At 47.8% G+C, this 15,829-nt stretch carries 15 protein-coding genes; 6 read left to right on the top strand and 9 right to left on the bottom strand.

What is annotated here, in order from left to right:
• Nucleotide 1 precedes the first annotated feature (1 nt).
• The 4 genes from F569_RS15860 to dusB form a co-directional block, all read right to left on the bottom strand.
• Nucleotides 2–2,266 (bottom strand): sensor histidine kinase, encoded by a 2,265-nt coding sequence (locus F569_RS15860; RefSeq protein WP_051279042.1) that lies wholly within the window; start codon nucleotides 2,264–2,266, stop codon nucleotides 2–4.
• Nucleotides 2,267–2,354: 88 nt separating this feature from the next.
• On the bottom strand, nucleotides 2,355–3,671 hold the full coding sequence (locus tag F569_RS0100780) for a sigma 54-interacting transcriptional regulator (protein WP_026940613.1): 1,317 nt from the start codon (nucleotides 3,669–3,671) through the stop codon (nucleotides 2,355–2,357).
• Nucleotides 3,668–4,735, bottom strand: a complete 1,068-nt coding sequence (locus F569_RS15855) for a two-component system sensor histidine kinase NtrB (RefSeq protein ID WP_051279041.1) — start codon at nucleotides 4,733–4,735, stop codon at nucleotides 3,668–3,670. Before F569_RS15855 ends, F569_RS0100780 begins: the two co-directional genes overlap by 4 nt.
• The gene (gene dusB, locus F569_RS0100770) at nucleotides 4,732–5,730 is read right to left on the bottom strand and encodes a tRNA dihydrouridine synthase DusB (RefSeq protein WP_026940612.1); all 999 of its coding nucleotides are present in this window, start codon (nucleotides 5,728–5,730) and stop codon (nucleotides 4,732–4,734) included. Before dusB ends, F569_RS15855 begins: the two co-directional genes overlap by 4 nt.
• Between dusB and F569_RS0100765 the strand changes: the two genes are divergently transcribed.
• Nucleotides 5,701–6,942, top strand: coding sequence for a bifunctional 2-C-methyl-D-erythritol 4-phosphate cytidylyltransferase/2-C-methyl-D-erythritol 2,4-cyclodiphosphate synthase (locus F569_RS0100765; RefSeq protein ID WP_084168682.1), 1,242 nt, complete (start codon nucleotides 5,701–5,703; stop codon nucleotides 6,940–6,942). The genes dusB and F569_RS0100765 overlap by 30 nt on opposite strands.
• Nucleotides 6,939–7,463: a CinA family protein gene (locus F569_RS0100760; protein WP_034386996.1), complete on the top strand. Its 525-nt coding sequence runs from the start codon at nucleotides 6,939–6,941 to the stop codon at nucleotides 7,461–7,463. The genes F569_RS0100765 and F569_RS0100760 overlap by 4 nt, the downstream gene beginning before the upstream one ends.
• A 451-nt stretch (nucleotides 7,464–7,914) precedes the next feature.
• Here the strand turns inward: F569_RS0100760 and F569_RS0100755 are convergent, their stop codons facing one another.
• Entirely contained in the window at nucleotides 7,915–8,733 is an 819-nt protein-coding gene (locus F569_RS0100755; protein WP_162143709.1) for an endonuclease/exonuclease/phosphatase family protein, read from the bottom strand.
• A 28-nt stretch (nucleotides 8,734–8,761) separates the two neighbouring features.
• Between F569_RS0100755 and F569_RS19660 the strand changes: the two genes are divergently transcribed.
• Entirely contained in the window at nucleotides 8,762–8,980 is a 219-nt protein-coding gene (locus F569_RS19660) for a hypothetical protein (protein ID WP_026940608.1), read from the top strand.
• Between the two features lie 70 nt (nucleotides 8,981–9,050).
• On the opposite strand, the gene F569_RS0100745 is transcribed toward F569_RS19660, so the two are convergent.
• The 4 genes from F569_RS0100745 to F569_RS15850 all read right to left on the bottom strand — a co-directional run bounded on the left by F569_RS0100745 (nucleotide 9,051) and on the right by F569_RS15850 (nucleotide 13,077).
• Complete coding sequence (locus F569_RS0100745) at nucleotides 9,051–9,551, bottom strand: type II toxin-antitoxin system RatA family toxin (RefSeq protein ID WP_026940607.1); 501 nt, start codon at nucleotides 9,549–9,551, stop codon at nucleotides 9,051–9,053.
• Complete coding sequence (lipA, locus tag F569_RS0100740; RefSeq protein WP_026940606.1) at nucleotides 9,551–10,516, bottom strand: lipoyl synthase; 966 nt, start codon at nucleotides 10,514–10,516, stop codon at nucleotides 9,551–9,553. The genes F569_RS0100745 and lipA overlap by 1 nt, the downstream gene beginning before the upstream one ends.
• A gap of 56 nt (nucleotides 10,517–10,572) precedes the next feature.
• The gene (pyk, locus tag F569_RS0100735) at nucleotides 10,573–11,985 is read right to left on the bottom strand and encodes a pyruvate kinase (RefSeq protein WP_026940605.1); all 1,413 of its coding nucleotides are present in this window, start codon (nucleotides 11,983–11,985) and stop codon (nucleotides 10,573–10,575) included.
• A 114-nt stretch (nucleotides 11,986–12,099) separates the two neighbouring features.
• On the bottom strand, nucleotides 12,100–13,077 hold the full coding sequence (locus tag F569_RS15850; RefSeq protein ID WP_034386994.1) for a LysM peptidoglycan-binding domain-containing protein: 978 nt from the start codon (nucleotides 13,075–13,077) through the stop codon (nucleotides 12,100–12,102).
• A 159-nt stretch (nucleotides 13,078–13,236) separates the two neighbouring features.
• Between F569_RS15850 and F569_RS0100725 the strand changes: the two genes are divergently transcribed.
• From F569_RS0100725 to F569_RS0100715, 3 genes are read left to right on the top strand one after another with little or no spacing between them, the layout of a single operon-like run.
• The gene (locus F569_RS0100725; protein ID WP_026940604.1) at nucleotides 13,237–13,968 is read left to right on the top strand and encodes a dienelactone hydrolase family protein; all 732 of its coding nucleotides are present in this window, start codon (nucleotides 13,237–13,239) and stop codon (nucleotides 13,966–13,968) included.
• Nucleotides 13,969–14,017: 49 nt separating this feature from the next.
• A complete protein-coding gene (gene rnd / locus F569_RS0100720) occupies nucleotides 14,018–15,175 on the top strand; it encodes a ribonuclease D (RefSeq protein WP_026940603.1) in 1,158 nt (385 codons plus the stop codon).
• Nucleotides 15,172–15,822 carry a pseudouridine synthase gene (locus F569_RS0100715; RefSeq protein ID WP_026940602.1) on the top strand — a complete coding sequence of 217 codons (651 nt, stop codon included), beginning with the start codon at nucleotides 15,172–15,174 and terminating at the stop codon, nucleotides 15,820–15,822. Before rnd ends, F569_RS0100715 begins: the two co-directional genes overlap by 4 nt.
• The last annotated feature ends 7 nt before the right edge of the window (nucleotides 15,823–15,829 follow it).

Here is a 15,829-nt window from a genome sequence, read left to right as displayed (position 1 = left end):
ATTATCCTGTCTTCTTCGCTGTAGTTTCAGTGATTGTGTTCAAGGCATTTACACTGCCTTTGGGCAACATAAATTCGATCACAGCCCCGGAGCTTTTATCTTCGTGATCAAACAATCTAAGTGTTCCACCATGATCCTCTGCAATCCGCATGACGATCGCAAGACCAAGTCCTGTACCGCTCTCGCGTGTTGTAACATAAGGTTCAAGCAAACGTTCTTTGTCGGGGAAAGGCCAACCCATGCCATTATCGCTTATTCGTAATTTTATAAACTCATCTGCAGTGGTTATCGTTGTTTTCACGTATCCTACTAGTTCATCATCCCCTGAAGCATCAATCCTGCGCACAATCGACTCACCTGAATTTTTATAAAGATTGGTAAGCGCTTGAGTTATGAGCCGCTCATCGCAACTGGCTATAAGTGGCCCGGTCGTTTCATCATCGAAATCAAATTCAATTTCGGGAAAAGATACACCTTGGGCAAATAATACGTCTTGTACCAAGACTTTAATATCGGACGGTTCAAAATTAGGAGTTGGCATTCGCGCGAACGCGGAAAATTCATTCACCATCTGCTCAAGAGATCCGACCTGGCGTATTATTGTTTGAGTGCAGTTCTGAAAAACGTCCGGATCTGTTTTAATTTCCTTAGAGTATTTTCGAAGTAAACGTTCCGCTGAAAGCTGAATAGGTGTTAGCGGATTTTTAATTTCATGCGCAATTCTTCTAGCAACCTCGCGCCAAGCTGAATGCCTTTGCGCAGTCACCAAACGGGTCATGTCATCAAATGTCATCACCCATCCCGTATCTTTGCGGGCGCCTTTATAAGCAGAGACACGCAGGTCAAAATTCCGGATACCTGTCTCAGTATCAAAATTGACTTGGTCTTCTGCCGTGCCCTTTATAGCTTCACGTGCAATGTTAAATGCGGGCATGAACTCGGGAAGTACATCTTCAAGAGGATAACCCAACATCGCCCCATCACCTGAGCCAAGTAGGATCTCCGCAGACTCATTCATAAGGGTAATCCGCCCGCTTTGAGTTAAGCCGATTACTCCTGCCCTCACCCCCGAGAGTACAGCCTCTGAAAATTGGCGGCGTTGTTCGGAAATGTCATGTTCTTTTACCAACTCGTCACGCTGAGAATTAAGTTGTCGTGTCATGCGGTTAAAGGCGCTACCTAAGTCCGACATTTCGCCCCAGTCACCTTTCACATCGACACGCGCTGACATATCGCCGCTTCTGACGCGCTCGGACGCAGTGATCAAGCGCCCCAAAGGTTCAATTATTCTGTTGGCTAAAAGCAGTCCTAACCAAACAGCCGCAAAAAGAATGAGTAATGCTGTTTCTATAAAGGTCAGGAAAAATATACGGCTCATCAAAGCCTGATCCGCATTGAAGTTATCTATGGCTTGCGTAGCATTCGCAATACCGGAAAGGCTGGATAAGACCCTATTGTTAGATCGTAGCACTCTACCAACATATAGATAAATGTCTTCTTCATAAGCTTGCAATCGGGTTAGCGCGATAAGGTAGTCGATGTCGTCACGTTGAATGAATGCGATTTCGCCTGGATTCATGCCTTCAAAAACAGCCGTAAATGGGATTTCAAATATTGGTGCAATTGGGTTCTCAACACGGCTAAAAATATATCCGTCTTTGCGCATAACATAAACGGCATCGAGTTCTCTCACTCGCGACATAATTTGAAGCTCAGCTGTGTAAGATATCCTTGTATTTATCTTATTCGGCCGCCTGTTGAGTTCATTCTGAACCGCTCTAGCGTCAGTTGCGAGTTCTGTAAATTCTTGCTGAACATAACCATCAAGGATTTCGCGCGCAGAAGCCATATTTGATCGGACATTATCACCGAATAAGTCGTTTATATTTTGACTGATAAGTGAGGTCGAAAAAGCTCCCACGACAATCGCAGGGGTGAGAGCCGCCAGGCTAAAAATTGTCACAAATCTTCTGTGTAACAAAGGTGCAGATTGCCGCCGGCGTTTAGCAAATAGACCTCTCCAGACCCTAACACCTAAGTAAATTCCCAAGAGAATAATAAAGGCCAGGTTGAATAAAAGGATAGGATAAGCTCGGCTTGTTTGCTCAGCGTCTCCTGAGAGCGCGTATAATGTGCCCACAACTAATAATAAAATGGCGGTAACAAAAAGGATTCCAAATAAGGCAGAACGCGCTATTTTTGGTGCATCCCGCAGTTTTGTGAGACTTACTGCTGAGTCTTTGGAAATGACCGGCTGTTGGTTCATAAAATAAAGCTGTAACGCGCAGTTGCGCAAACTGTTACTTCTTTATCTCACTGTTGCAAAAAATCAACACATATGGCGATAATAGACATTAAGATATGTTCAGCAGTTTCAGTCGAGTTCGAAGGGTGTTTCTATGAATGCCAAGATGATCTGCGGCTTTAGCACGATTACCTCCGGTGAGACGCAAAGCTTGGATAATAAGAGGTTTTTCGACCCAACCCAGAGCAGTATTATAAGGTGTATCCAATCCGCTTTCACCGCGAGATGTATTCAGCAACCTTCCGCAAGCCTCCTCGAGCTGTGTTTCAAGTTTCTTATCGTCTTCACCACTATTCTCCGACAAGATATCCTTGGAGAACTCCTGCAAAACCATTTCGGCTGTTATCACATCATCAGAATAGAGCACCGCTAAACGCCGCACCAAATTCTCTAGCTCGCGAACATTCCCGCTCCATTTATGACGATGCAGAATATCCAGTGCCTCAGTTTCAAAACGTCTATTATTATTTTGTGAAGTCTGAGACAAAAATGTTTCCGCAAGCTCATATGTGTCTTTGTCACGTGCGGATAATGGCGGAATGCGAATTTCCGCAACATTTATACGGTATAGAAGATCATCCCGAAACTTTCCCTCTGCTGCCATGCGGCGTAGATCTTTACGCGTTGCGGATAGCAAGCGTGGCCTCACACTTTGAGGAATACTCTCCGCCTCTGTCATGACAGCAAGCAGTCTCTCTTGCTGTTTTGGCGTGAGCTCGGAAATTTCGTCAATATAGATATCTCCCCCATTGACTTTTTGGAGGGTCAGAGACGTATTTTCAAAATCCGTTTCTCTGAAGAAAGGACGGTCTTTGCGAGGGCCGCCATCATGGAGTAATCTGGCAACAAGATCCTTACCCGTCCCAACAGCACCTTGAATAAGCACGGGTAAATCCCCCGAAGCAAATCGAGAGACTGCGCGGTACACCGGCTGCATTGCCGCGCTGCGTCCAATCATAGGGAGTTTACCCAATTCAGAGCTTACCTTATTTCGCTTGGGATTCACAGAGAGTCCTGCCCTCGAGACGGCTTGGGTCACATCCTCTAAGTCAAAAGGTTTTGGTACATACTCAAAAACTTTATGAGTTCCGGCTTTAAGAGCTGTATTTACAGTATTATTGGCACTGATAATGATGACCGGCATGTTTGGACGGGCTTCACTTAGTTCAGGCAAACTTTGAAAGACTTCGCGTCCGCCCATCATAACATCTGTGAGGACAATATCACCCTGCCCGGCTTTGGCCCATTTAACCAAAGTATCGGCATTATCCGTGGCTTTCACCGAATGGCCCGCACGAGTCAGGGCTTTGGATAAAACTAAGCGAACACTGTCATCATCATCAGCGAGTAGTACTTCGTATTTCATGAGATATCCTCATTAGGGGTCGGTAAAAGAAGAGAGAATTTAGTTTTGCCGGGCCTTGATTTAACTTCGACCAGCCCGCCATGTGCCGCTGCGACTTTTGATACGAGCGCAAGTCCCAGCCCTTGCCCTTCTGGCTTTGTAGACACAAAGGGTTGAAAGATCTGATCCGTGACATGATCAGCGATACCCGGACCGTTATCGATAATACGAATTTCAATCGGTAAATGTTGCGCCTCATGAGCTGATGAGCCCCGCGCAGTGACGCCGCTTCTAAAGCGTGTCTCTAAAATTATTTCGCTAGGCTCTTCAGAAGTTGACACGGCTTCAGCTGCATTCTTGATAAGATTCAGCATAGCTTGCATCAACGTATCAGCATCCCCTTTGGCATGGGGTAATGACGGATCATAGCGTTCGGTAAAAACCAAAGACGGGTTTGCGGATTGTATGACCCTGCGCGCGCGCCTCAGAATTTCATGGATATTGACCCTGTCGGAATTTTCGGGGTCCTGATCTCCCAGCGTTTCCATGCGATCTGCCAAGCGCCGAATGCGGTCGATCTCAGATCCGATTAGATCGATGAGGCTTTGTCCCTCTTCACTGGCTACATCATCTCGTAAGAGCTGAGCCGCCCCCTTAATGCCGGCTAGAGGGTTCTTAAGCTCATGCGCTATTAATCGTCCCATGCCGGAGACAAGCTGACCCCCGACTTTCGCGCTTTGGGGCTGCGGTCCGGCCAACCATATGCTCAAGCCTATGCCTGATGCTGTTGGATAAGCTGTGAAATGAGCATACTCTTCTTCCTGCTCTCCGCGCGTAATCGGGCAATCTCGCATGGTAAAAGGCGCAGCATCATTCGCGCATTTGGAAATAATCCTGGACACATCATCATCCACTGAGAAAATATCCCAAGGTCTCTTATCTTTCAAATGGCGCAATGATTTCCCAAGCCATTCCTGAAAAGCCTGATTAGCCCATATAATTTCCTCAGTTTGCGGCTCAATTAAGAGTAATGGAAACGGCCACTCTTCTATTAACGGCGGAATCATATCGGCATGTTCGGTCATGCGGCTCTCTCACTTTTGGTCACGCCGTAAAGCCGGTCAAGTATCCCGATAACTTCATTCGGATCAAAGGACCTACAAATTTGAGACCGCAATTCCGCTTCTTCGGGAAGGTTTAAGTGTTCGACATAACCCGCCAAATGTTTGCGAGCGATCCTAATGCCTTTTCCTTCGCCGTAAAAGTCAATCAGATCGCGGTAATGCGATATTGCAATGCGCCCCTTTTCAGCATTGGGCAATTGATTTTGTAACGGCAGTCCGTCAACAGCTGTAATGATATCCCGAAGATTCCACGGCGCCCCAATGAGGCTCCGTCCTAACATTACGCCATCCGCCCCTGACTGCTCTAAGGCCTCCAAAGCATCCTGGGGTGTATGGATATCCCCATTGACGAAAACGGGAACACTGACCGCATCTTTCGTAGCCTTAACAGCCTTCCAATCCGCCTCTCCTGTATAAAATTGATTACGCGTGCGGCCATGCACAACAACCATCTGAACACCCGCCGCTTCGGCGCGGCTGGCAAGTTCGGGCGCATTTAAGCAATCAAAGTCCCATCCAAGCCGCATTTTTAATGTGACGGGAACTTCGACCGCGTTGACAGTGGCCTCTATAAGCTCAAGTGCGTGGTCAAGGTTACGCATGAGTGCAGACCCCGAAAGGCCTGCCGTTACCTTTCGCGCCGGGCAGCCCATATTGATGTCTATGATCTTGGCTCCAGCCTCTTCTGAAAGTTTCGCGCCCTCAGCCATCCATTTCGCTTCACGTCCGACAAGCTGTATCACAAGCGGTTCGATCTCGCCTTTGCCGGAGGCTTTGGCAACAATATCCGCTTTGCCTTTAGCCAGAAACTCACTGGCCACCATTTCTGAGACGACTAAGCCCGGTTTGAACTGTTGCAAGACGCGCCTAAACGGTAGGTCTGTTAAGCCGGACATGGGCGCGACCAAGACCCGGGATCTCAATTCATGCTTGCCGATTTTGGGCATACGGTTCATGCTGTATCCTTTAGAGGTCTTGGCCTTAATGCACAATATTTCATCGTTTTTAAAAGGCTTAAATTGACACATATTGCACAAATAATAGTCGCTGCAGGAAAAGGTGCACGAATTGGCGGCGATATCCCCAAGCAATACCGCCCAATTGGCGGAATTCCTGTTCTGAAACGCACTGTGAATGCGACCTTGGCTCACCCCGATATTTCAGAAACTGTCATCGTCGTGGCAGAGGGCGAACCTCATATTGCGGACATTATAACGGGCCATGATAATATCAGAACCGTGACGGGCGGAGCGACACGCACGGCTTCCGTAAAAGCAGGCCTTGTGGCCCTTGCTGACAACCCTCCCGACCTTGTCCTTATTCATGATGGCGCTCGGCCCTTTGTATCTAAAAAGGTCATTTCAGATGTAATTAACATGTTGGCTGATCTTCCTGCTGTAGCCCCTACATTACCGATAGTTGATTCATGCAAATCTTGGGAAGGTGATGATATTGACCGCGACCAAATATTGCGCGTGCAAACACCCCAAGGTTTTCATTACAAAGAAATTCTTAGAGCTTTCGAAATTATTAGCCCTAATGATAATTTTACTGACGACATTGCGGTAGCCTATAATGCCAATATCACAATTGGTTTTACTGACGGTGAAGAACGTAATTTCAAAGTGACTTATCCAGAAGATTTTGCCAAAGCTGAGGCCATGCTTATGAAAGACACACCCGCCTCTTATATTGCGACAGGAACAGGTTTTGATGTTCACCGTTTCACCGATGGCGATACGTTGTGGCTGTGCGGCGTTCCGATTAAATGCGGCTTCACTCTTTTGGGCCATTCTGATGCTGATGTTGGTCTCCATGCTTTAACTGATGCTATTTTAGGGGCTTTGGCCTTTGGTGATATTGGCGATCATTTCCCGCCTTCTGATCCCAAATGGAAAGGTGCGAGTTCCGATAAATTTCTCCTCTTTGCGATTGATAAAATTCAAGAACGCGGCGGACAGCTTCAACATGTGGACATCACGCTCATTTGTGAAAAACCTAAAATCAAACCCCACCGAGATGCTATGCGCGAAAAAGTGGCTGAGCTTTGCGGTATTCCTCCCACGCGTGTTTCCGTCAAAGCCACAACAACCGAAAAGCTCGGTTTTACGGGCCGTAGTGAGGGTATGGCAGCCCAAGCCAGCGCAACAATAAAGCTCCCAGAATGACCCAAAGCACCTATCCCAAAATATCGCTCAAAGATATATTTACTCAAGCCCAAGCGCTTATTGATGCAACGTCCGCAAAGAACATCACAATTGCGACCGCCGAGAGCTGCACGGGCGGTCTTATCGGTGCAGCCATAACCTCTATTGCGGGATCTTCTAAGCCGTTTAAGGGCGGTATCATTGCCTATGATAATAAGATCAAAAACAAGCTCCTTAATGTTCCCGCCGGCATGATTAGTAAATATGGCGCAGTAAGCCGCGAAGTGGCCCGCGCGATGGCTTTGGGCGCGATTGAGGCGCTTAATGTCGATATGGCAGTCTCCGTGACGGGCATTGCTGGCCCCGGCGGGGGAAGCGGAGACAAACCCGTTGGGACAGTCTGGATGGGTCTGGCGGTTAAAGTTGACGGCAAAATTGATGTCACAACGAAGCTGCACCGCTTTGGGGATATTGGACGAAATAAAGTCAGAGATGTAACCTGTTATGAGGCGCTTAGAGCATTGGTTAAGGCTGCATCTTAAGGTCATATAGATACAGCTATCCTGCGGTTTGACTCGGCCTTTTTTAAATGAAAGCCAACATTTACCTCGCGCCCAATTAAATGGACGTCCGCAGGGTCGATGCCTTGAGGCACCTTCTTAAGATAATAAACACAAGGCACTAACCCTGCGGCGGTGATTTTATCGGCGGCGTCTCAAGTGACTTACGCCGAGGCCAGCTTTCCGCGCGCGTATTTCGCGGCGCTGAGCCTCACCGTCCCCCTACCAACAAACTTACGCGATTGCCTGTCCAAAAAGGAGGAACGAACGCAGTTTAGCATAGCTTGACGGACACGAGGATTGAGTATTTTTAAAGTCAGTCAAGCTTATGATTTTAGTAAATTTAGACAAGGATTGAAGTTTATTACTCCTCAAAATCATCAGTTAATTTAGCGGGTTATTTGGGATGATTTTATGGCGCTTAAATCATGTACTATTTTGAATTAGTTTGTCCCTTATCGGCTTCAGCGTAAATAACGAGGTGAATCGGAAAGTGGTCTGAACCAACATCCTGCAGAACACCTGTTTCAACAAGACCTATTTCATCACCAATAAGAGCATGATCGATAGATAAGCGCTCAATAAAATTACGTGCGTTCCATGTTCGTCTCCAACGTGGATCACCAGCGCGTTTTCCGGGCAATGTCTCAAACCCCGGTTCCCAAGGGGTTAAGTTGAAGTCACCAATCATAACGAAATTTTCCTTTGTATCGAAAGTTTGCCCTGCTGCTTTGAGATAAGCATCGCGAGCCGTTGTTTCTTCACTGCCTTTTGGCGGAGGCGGGTGTACAGCCGCAAATTTTACTGCGTTACCCTTCGTTGTTGTGTAATCAAATTTCAGAATGCCGCGGGGCCGTACACCGGAGGTTGGGAAACTCTCTATTTGTAGCTGGATATCATCTAATGGTTTTCTTGATATTACTGCGATACGGCTACCGAGCTGTAAATTTACATCTGTAACGAGGCCAATTTGTGCATCACCATCCATAGGAAACAATGACAACAATTGTTCCGATGTAGCTGCGTAGGGAAATTCGGTGATAATCAAAATGTCAGCATCTTTGGCTTCCGTTCTAGCCAATCGTATTAGTGCATTTTTATTGTGACGGAGATTGGCAGCCACAATGGTTACGCAGTCAACAGTCGTACAGTCTTGGACAGAAGGCTTCACCATCTTGTCGAATGTAAAAAATGGATAGAGGGCGCCAATAGCAAAAATAGCCACGAGAGGTACAACTCTTCGCCACACCATGAAGAGAGATCCAATAACAAAGGGCAGCATGACGATTAAAAAAGAGGAAAAACTGGCAAACAGCCCAAAAGGCCAGTTTGGGCTAAAGACAGAAAAATTGGATATGAGTACTAAGCCAAGGATGCAGACATATCCAAGTCCACCGACTTTGATTACTACAGAGCAAATTTTAAAAGCTTTGTTGTCTGGCCGCATTAACCCACCCGATAGAAATTCGTTTGAAAATCTCTACCGCCAACTGAATTGAAGGGAAAGGCGAACGGCCGTTTTTAGGTGTTCGCAGTGTACCCCACTCGATGGAATATTTGTCTTTTTGCTTAAACTAAGCCTAGTCTCTTATATTCTGCGGTTAAATCAAGTCCGTCACTCTTTACGGGCTTGCAGATTTGCTTAGCTCTGGCTGTGAAGGCATCCATGATGACATCGCTGGCTTTGTCCATTTTGTCGCGAATGAGCATATTTAGAGGAAAGGCTTTAAGGCTGACATCGACAAAAAACTCTACGGCTGTAGTGCCATCTGAAAGCGGATGAAATTTCCATGTATTTTCTAGTGTTTTAACCGCTCCGCCTTTCTCGGCTTTGGTAACGCGGATAAACTTTTTGTCGCGCTCAATATGGATGAGCGATTTAAAGCTCTCGCGTATCATTTTATAGGCGACAATGGCTTCGGCTTCGAAGTCCGTCTCACTGATTTTCTTGGTGATGCGCAGTGCAGAAATTAGGTTGATGAATGTCGGGTAGTCTTCGACATTTGCTACCATTTCCAGAAGCTCATCCGCGTCATGGCAAATATGGCGTGTAAAGCTGGCGGTGGGCATTAGGCGTGGGCTGCCTTGCGGGCCGCTTGCAGTTTCGCAAAGTCGCTATCGGCGTGATAGGATGAGCGCGTCAAAGGACTGGCTGAAACGAGCAGGAACCCTTTGGCTTTGGCAATGGTTTCGTAAGCCTTGAATTCCTCTGGCGTCACAAAGCGATCGACTGGCGCATGTTTTCTTGTGGGCTGTAAGTATTGGCCGATTGTCAGAAAATCGATACCTGCTGAGCGCATATCATCCATGACCTGCATCACTTCCTCTTTGGTTTCGCCGAGGCCCACCATGAGTCCAGATTTTGTAAACTGGCTCGGGTCGCGCTGTTTAACTTTTTCAAGAAGCCGCAAAGAATGGAAATAGCGCGCACCAGGGCGTATCTTCAAATAGAGACGCGGCACAGTTTCGAGGTTATGATTAAAGACATCAGGACGTGCATCAATAACGGTTTCCGTCGCGCCGTCTTTACGAAGGAAATCAGGCGTCAGTATCTCAATAGTCGTCTTTGGGGAGGCGCTACGGATAGCGTTTATCACATCAACAAAATGTTGCGCGCCCCCATCAGACAGATCATCGCGGTCAACAGATGTGATAACCACGTGTTGCAGTTTCATTTCTTTAACGGCTTCGCCGATTTTTCTCGGCTCATCTGTATCAACAGCTTGCGGTAACCCGGTGGAAACATTGCAAAAAGCGCAAGCTCTGGTGCAGACTTCGCCTAAGATCATAAAGGTCGCGTGAGATTTTTCCCAACACTCACCAATGTTTGGACAGGCCGCTTCTTCGCAGACAGTGACGAGGCCTTTATCCTTGACGATTTTGCGGGTCTCAGCATAGCCCTTTGAGGTCGGCGCTTTGACGCGAATCCAAGACGGCTTGCGCAGAACTTCCGTGTCCGGGCGATTGGCTTTTTCCGGATGGCGCGGTCTTTTATCGGGCCTCGGTTTTTTATTGATATCAATAAGAACAGTCATGGGATTAAAATGGGCGTTTCGCTACACTATAGCAACCCCCAATTACGGGGGTATAGCTATTCAATAGTGCTGATTTTAAGCGTATTTGTTGTGCCCGGACGGCCAAAGGGAATTCCCGCACTGATCATGATTTTATCACCCGGTTTTAAGCCAACGCGTGTTGTCGCGACGTCTTGAACACTGCCGAGCATGTCATCAAAATTTACAGGGTCTTTCATGACAATCGGCATGACGCCCCAACTTAGCGCAAGACGGCTAGCCGTGCTCTGGCGCGGTGTCAGGCAAACAATTCTGCAAGGCGGACGTTCGCGTGAAATGCGCTGCACTGTTGAACCTGTGAGTGTATATCCCAAAACCGCTTTACAGTTTAACGTCTCTGCTATGCCGCGAACAGATTGCGAAATGGCATCTTCGGGAGTGGCCTCATAAGGTAAATCGATCTGCTTGAAATATTTCCAAAACTCCGGATCTGACTCGGCAGCTCCGATAATACGGTCCATAATGGCAACGGCGGTTGCTGGATGACGTCCGACCGCCGTTTCAGCCGAGAGCATAACGGCATCCGCGCCTTGATAGATAGCGGTTGCAACATCTGATGCTTCTGCGCGTGTGGGGGTCGGTGCATCAATCATAGATTCGAGCATGTGTGTTGCCACAATGACGGGCTTTCCTAAAGCGCGGGCCTTGCGAATAATTTGGCGCTGTACCACGGGTACAGTTTCAAGCGGAAGCTCAACGCCCAAATCCCCGCGCGCGACCATAGCTGCATCTGCATGTTCCAAAATATCATCCAAAAACTCTATTGCAGATGGTTTTTCGATTTTCACAATGATTTGTGCTTTGTCGCCGATAATTTCGCGCGCATCTATGACGTCTTGCGCTGTCTGAACGAATGAAAGCGCGATGTAATCCACGTCCTGCGTAAGGGCAAAAGCCATATCCACACGGTCTTTTTCCGTCATCGCTGACATAGGCAGTACCGCCCCGATGACATTGATGCCTTTCTTATTTTTTAAAATACCCGGAACGTCCACGCGGGCCTTCATACGTTTGCCGTCATTGGCCGTGATGGTCACCATCAGCTTACCATCGTCAAATTTAAGCGTGTGCCCGGGCTCCATAGCCGCCATAAGTTCAGGATGCGGCATGCAGATTAGGCCATCTTTGCCTTTCTTATCACTCCGGATGATGTCTACCGTTTCGCCGTAGCGCAACCCAATCTCACCCTTTTCAAACTCTCCGCAACGTAGTTTAGGTCCCTGCATGTCAGCGACTATCGTAATGGCATTGCCGGTCTCTTTCTCAACTTGGCGAATAGATGTCACGGAACGTGCATGATCTTCGTGCGATCCATGAGAAAAGTTCAGGCGAAAGGCATCAACGCCAACATCATGTAAAAGGCGAAGCGTATCGGGCGCGGAACTCGCTGGCCCGACAGTGGCCAGAATTTTTGCTGAACGATTTCTCATGTAAACCCTATTGCTATGCATATAAATTATTTAATTCGGATACGAATGAAATAACAGAATAGCCGAGATTCTCATCGAGCGCACGTTCTTTATTCTAATGCGCGGACAATAAATTTAGCAACGCGAGGGCGGCAATTGAAGCGTTTCTCCAATGCGAATTCCGTATCCCGTATCAAGGCGATTTAGCGATTGGATTTCATCTACACCCACACAGAGGCGACGTGATAATGAATAAACAGTATCACCTTGTTTGACGAAGTGCGTGCCTGAGGTTGCACCTGCAAGCAAACGTGTCTCAGTCTGTCCCAGAGTGGTCTCAGTAAAAGCGGATATCGTGTTATTTGAATAATCATAGCTGACTGGCAGGGCTAAGCCTGCCTGTTGATGATAAGATTCAGGCTGCACAGCTGGAGCTGCACCGGTTGAAGCTTGTAAGCCGGCATAGGCCGGGTGAGATGAGGACATAGCTTCGGAAATTGACATGGACTGCGATGAATTTTGCGCCTGTATGACCTGATAGCCCGGGGTGCCCTCGCTCGTTATGGTCTTAAATTCTGTGTCAGTCGGAGATACATAGGCCTGCGCAACAGTCGGCGTGGGCTGCAGCATAACATAAGGCTCAGGGTCACAATTCACAGTCTTATCCCCTATGCCATAGCCTGCAGCGCCGCCCAAAGCGGCCCCTATAGCCGTCCCCTTTGTGCCGCCGATGACCTTTTTACCGGCGATAGCCCCGATTGTGCCGCCAACACCGGCCCCTATTAGTTCGTGGTTTTGCTCTTTCTTCAAGCATTCAGGATTTACGCGCGTATAGGCGGCTTGTTGCGATGCGTTATAAGTTGTTTGTTGATAGATGACATCTGATGTCTGGTATTGCTGAGGCACCGCTTGAACACTTTGTATGTCTTGTGAGGGCTGCGCAACCTGTACAGTTTGCGGAGTTGAGCCATATTGAGAACCTTGCGCCATTGTAATCGGGGCCGCTCCCTCATATTTGGATGAATATTTGTAAAACGGGTTTTCCTGCTGTGTCGCGCAAGCGCCTAAAGCAATAACGGATATGGATGTAATTAGAGTAATACGAGACAACATTTTAGGACCTCATGGCAGCTGAGCACATATTACACTCAAATATGGCTAATATTCCCTTAACAAGCTGAGTCGCATCATCACTGCAAAAGACGCTCAGCTTTACTTGACCTGTAAAGAGCGCTCGCTAAAACAAAATCAAAATTCTTGGAGGAGGCAACTATGTCTATCATTACAAAACCTGTCGAATATATGGACGGAAAACAGAAATGTATTGGCTTTATGGCGTGGGATGAGTCTTTTGCTGACGCAAAGCCCTGCGTTATCGTGAACCATGCATGGAGCGGCATGGACAGCTTTGCCGAAGATAAAGCCATTCAAATGGCAGCACAGGGTTATGTTGGCTTTTGCCTTGATAATTACGGAGATGGTGCCCTGCCCGAAACGGTTGAAGACAAGCAAGCTATGATGATGCCACTCAAAGATGATCGCGCAAAATTGCTTAAACGCATCAAAGCTGGTGTAAAAGCCGCGAAAGCCCTTCCCGAAGTTGACGAGACACATATGGCAATGATGGGTTTTTGTTTTGGCGGATTATGTACGTTGGATGCCGCACGTTCTGGCATGGACCTGAAAGCCGCTATTAGCTTTCACGGTTTGCTCGATGCGCCTGATTTACCTAAGAAAAAAATCAAAGCCAAAGTGCTTGTCGCGCATGGGTGGGACGACCCCATGGCGCCGCCAGCGCATGTCACCGCTCTAGGAGAAGAACTCGCAGCTGCAAAATGTGATTGGCAGCTCCATGCTTACGGCCAAACGACTCATGCCTTTATGGTGCCTGGCGCAGATAGCGGCGACGGAACGTTAAAGCATAATGCCGATAGCGAGCGCCGCGCTTGGGCTTCGACGCTTGAGTTATTGGATGACGTCTTTGGTATGCATGGGGTGGGCTAAATCAATCGAAACAATTGCGCCGCGCCTTACGTCCTGCTAGGGCGCGGCCATGAATGTTATCACGACTCAGGATGCCCTTAACGCTTTTTGCGAACGCGCCGCTGAAAAACCCTTTATGTGTGTTGATACAGAGTTCATGCGAGAGAGCACATTCTACTCGATATTATGCTTGATACAGGCCGCGACAGAAGACGATGAAGTCATTATTGATCCGCTGGCAGAGGGTTTAGATTTATCTCCTTTCAATGCTCTATTGATGGATGAAGCCATTATAAAAGTCTTGCATGCAGCGCGTCAGGATATGGAAATATTCTATCAAATGTGCGGCGCGGTTCCGGCCAATATTTTCGATACCCAGATAGCGGCTATGGCATTGGGCTTTGGCGACTCCACGGGCTACGGTGCGCTCGTCAAAGGCAGGCTGGATATTAATCTGGATAAAGGCGCCCGTTTCACCGATTGGTCTCGGCGACCTCTGTCTGAGAAACAGCTTAAATATGCCATCGCTGACGTAACGCATTTGCGGGATTTATATCCTGACCTTGTCGCTGAGCTTGAGGAAAAAGGCCGTATGTCATGGGTGCTCGAAGAGATGGCGCCTCAAATGGAAGAAAAGCTCTACACATTTGAACCTGAGAACGCATGGGAGCGCCTTAAAGTTCGCAATCCCAAAAAGCATTACCTCGCCGCTTTGAAGGCTGCCGCGGCTTGGCGGGAGCGTCAAGCGATAGAGAAAGATATTCCGCGTCGCCGCGTGCTAAAGGATGATGCCATGTATGATCTGGCTCAGCAAAAGCCCAAAGATATAGCTGCTTTGGGCCGTCTTCGGGGCATTCCGCGCGGGTTTGAAAAATCACGTTCTGCTAAAGACTTAGTCGAGTCGCTTAATGCCGCCATAGCTAATGCAGATGATTATGCACCCAAACTTCCCAAGGTTCAGCACATGCCGCCTAACCTTGGGCCAACTATTGAAATGCTTAAGACGCTACTGCGTTTGCGAACTGAATATGTCGATATTGCGCCGCGCATGGTTGCTAATAATGCGGACATTGAAAAACTGGCCGCTTTTGGCGATAAAGCCGATGTGGCGGCTCTGAAAGGTTGGCGCAAAGAGATTTTTGGCGATGATGCTCTTAAGCTCTTATCCGGTAAAATTGCCCTACGCCTTGAAGGACGCAAAGTCGTTGCGACAGATTTAGACGAATGAAACGGGAATTCGTTTACGCGCCGCCGACACACCCCCTCTCCTATATCTATACAGATAATGAACTCATAATCGTCGAAAAGCCAAGCGGCCTTTTAAGTGTCCCTGGGAAAACAGAACCCGATTGTTTGGAAGCGCGCCTACGCATCGATTTTCCTGAAGCCCTCACGATTCATCGCCTGGACATGGCGACATCGGGCGTGATGGTTTTCGCCCGAAATGCTAATGCACAGCGTCATGTAGGCCTTCAATTTGAAAAACGTATGACGGAAAAGACATATCTATCTCGTGTTTGGGGGCAGATTGATAAAGATACGGGCCAGATAGACTTACCCTTAATAACAGACTGGCCTAACCGTCCAAAGCAAATGGTATGTCACGAACGCGGGAAAGCCTCTTTAACTCAATGGAAAATTCTTGAGCGAGAAAAGACGTCAACATATGTCGCTCTTTTCCCGAAAACTGGCCGGTCACATCAACTTCGAGTTCATATGCTCGCATTGGGTCACCCCATCTTAGGTGACAGATTATATGCTCATGAAGAGGCGTTTGCATCCGCACCTCGGTTACAGCTTCATGCGCATAAGCTAAAGTTGAGAAAGCCTACAGGTGGTGACTGGGTGGAATTTGAATCGCCCTGCCCGTTTTAGGCCGCAA

It is taken from the genome of Hellea balneolensis DSM 19091 (assembly GCF_000428525.1).
Taxonomy (GTDB): Bacteria; Pseudomonadota; Alphaproteobacteria; order Caulobacterales; family Maricaulaceae; genus Hellea; species Hellea balneolensis.
This window is presented reverse-complemented; position numbering and strand designations above follow the sequence as displayed.

Excerpts from the sequence above, each read along its gene's own strand:
- dusB (WP_026940612.1), bottom strand. The coding sequence starts at position 5,730 with ATGAACCGTATGCCCAAAATCGGCAAGCATGAATTGAGATCCCGGGTC.
- F569_RS15860 (WP_051279042.1), bottom strand. The coding sequence starts at position 2,266 with ATGAACCAACAGCCGGTCATTTCCAAAGACTCAGCAGTAAGTCTCACA.
- F569_RS19660 (WP_026940608.1), top strand. The coding sequence starts at position 8,762 with ATGACGATTAAAAAAGAGGAAAAACTGGCAAACAGCCCAAAAGGCCAG.
- F569_RS0100780 (WP_026940613.1), bottom strand. The coding sequence starts at position 3,671 with ATGAAATACGAAGTACTACTCGCTGATGATGATGACAGTGTTCGCTTA.
- lipA (WP_026940606.1), bottom strand. The coding sequence starts at position 10,516 with ATGACTGTTCTTATTGATATCAATAAAAAACCGAGGCCCGATAAAAGA.
- pyk (WP_026940605.1), bottom strand. The coding sequence starts at position 11,985 with ATGAGAAATCGTTCAGCAAAAATTCTGGCCACTGTCGGGCCAGCGAGT.
- F569_RS15850 (WP_034386994.1), bottom strand. The coding sequence starts at position 13,077 with ATGTTGTCTCGTATTACTCTAATTACATCCATATCCGTTATTGCTTTA.
- F569_RS0100745 (WP_026940607.1), bottom strand. The coding sequence starts at position 9,551 with ATGCCCACCGCCAGCTTTACACGCCATATTTGCCATGACGCGGATGAG.
- F569_RS15855 (WP_051279041.1), bottom strand. The coding sequence starts at position 4,735 with ATGACCGAACATGCCGATATGATTCCGCCGTTAATAGAAGAGTGGCCG.
- F569_RS0100760 (WP_034386996.1), top strand. The coding sequence starts at position 6,939 with ATGACCCAAAGCACCTATCCCAAAATATCGCTCAAAGATATATTTACT.
- F569_RS0100715 (WP_026940602.1), top strand. The coding sequence starts at position 15,172 with ATGAAACGGGAATTCGTTTACGCGCCGCCGACACACCCCCTCTCCTAT.
- rnd (WP_026940603.1), top strand. The coding sequence starts at position 14,018 with ATGAATGTTATCACGACTCAGGATGCCCTTAACGCTTTTTGCGAACGC.
- F569_RS0100765 (WP_084168682.1), top strand. The coding sequence starts at position 5,701 with ATGCTTGCCGATTTTGGGCATACGGTTCATGCTGTATCCTTTAGAGGT.
- F569_RS0100725 (WP_026940604.1), top strand. The coding sequence starts at position 13,237 with ATGTCTATCATTACAAAACCTGTCGAATATATGGACGGAAAACAGAAA.
- F569_RS0100755 (WP_162143709.1), bottom strand. The coding sequence starts at position 8,733 with ATGGTGTGGCGAAGAGTTGTACCTCTCGTGGCTATTTTTGCTATTGGC.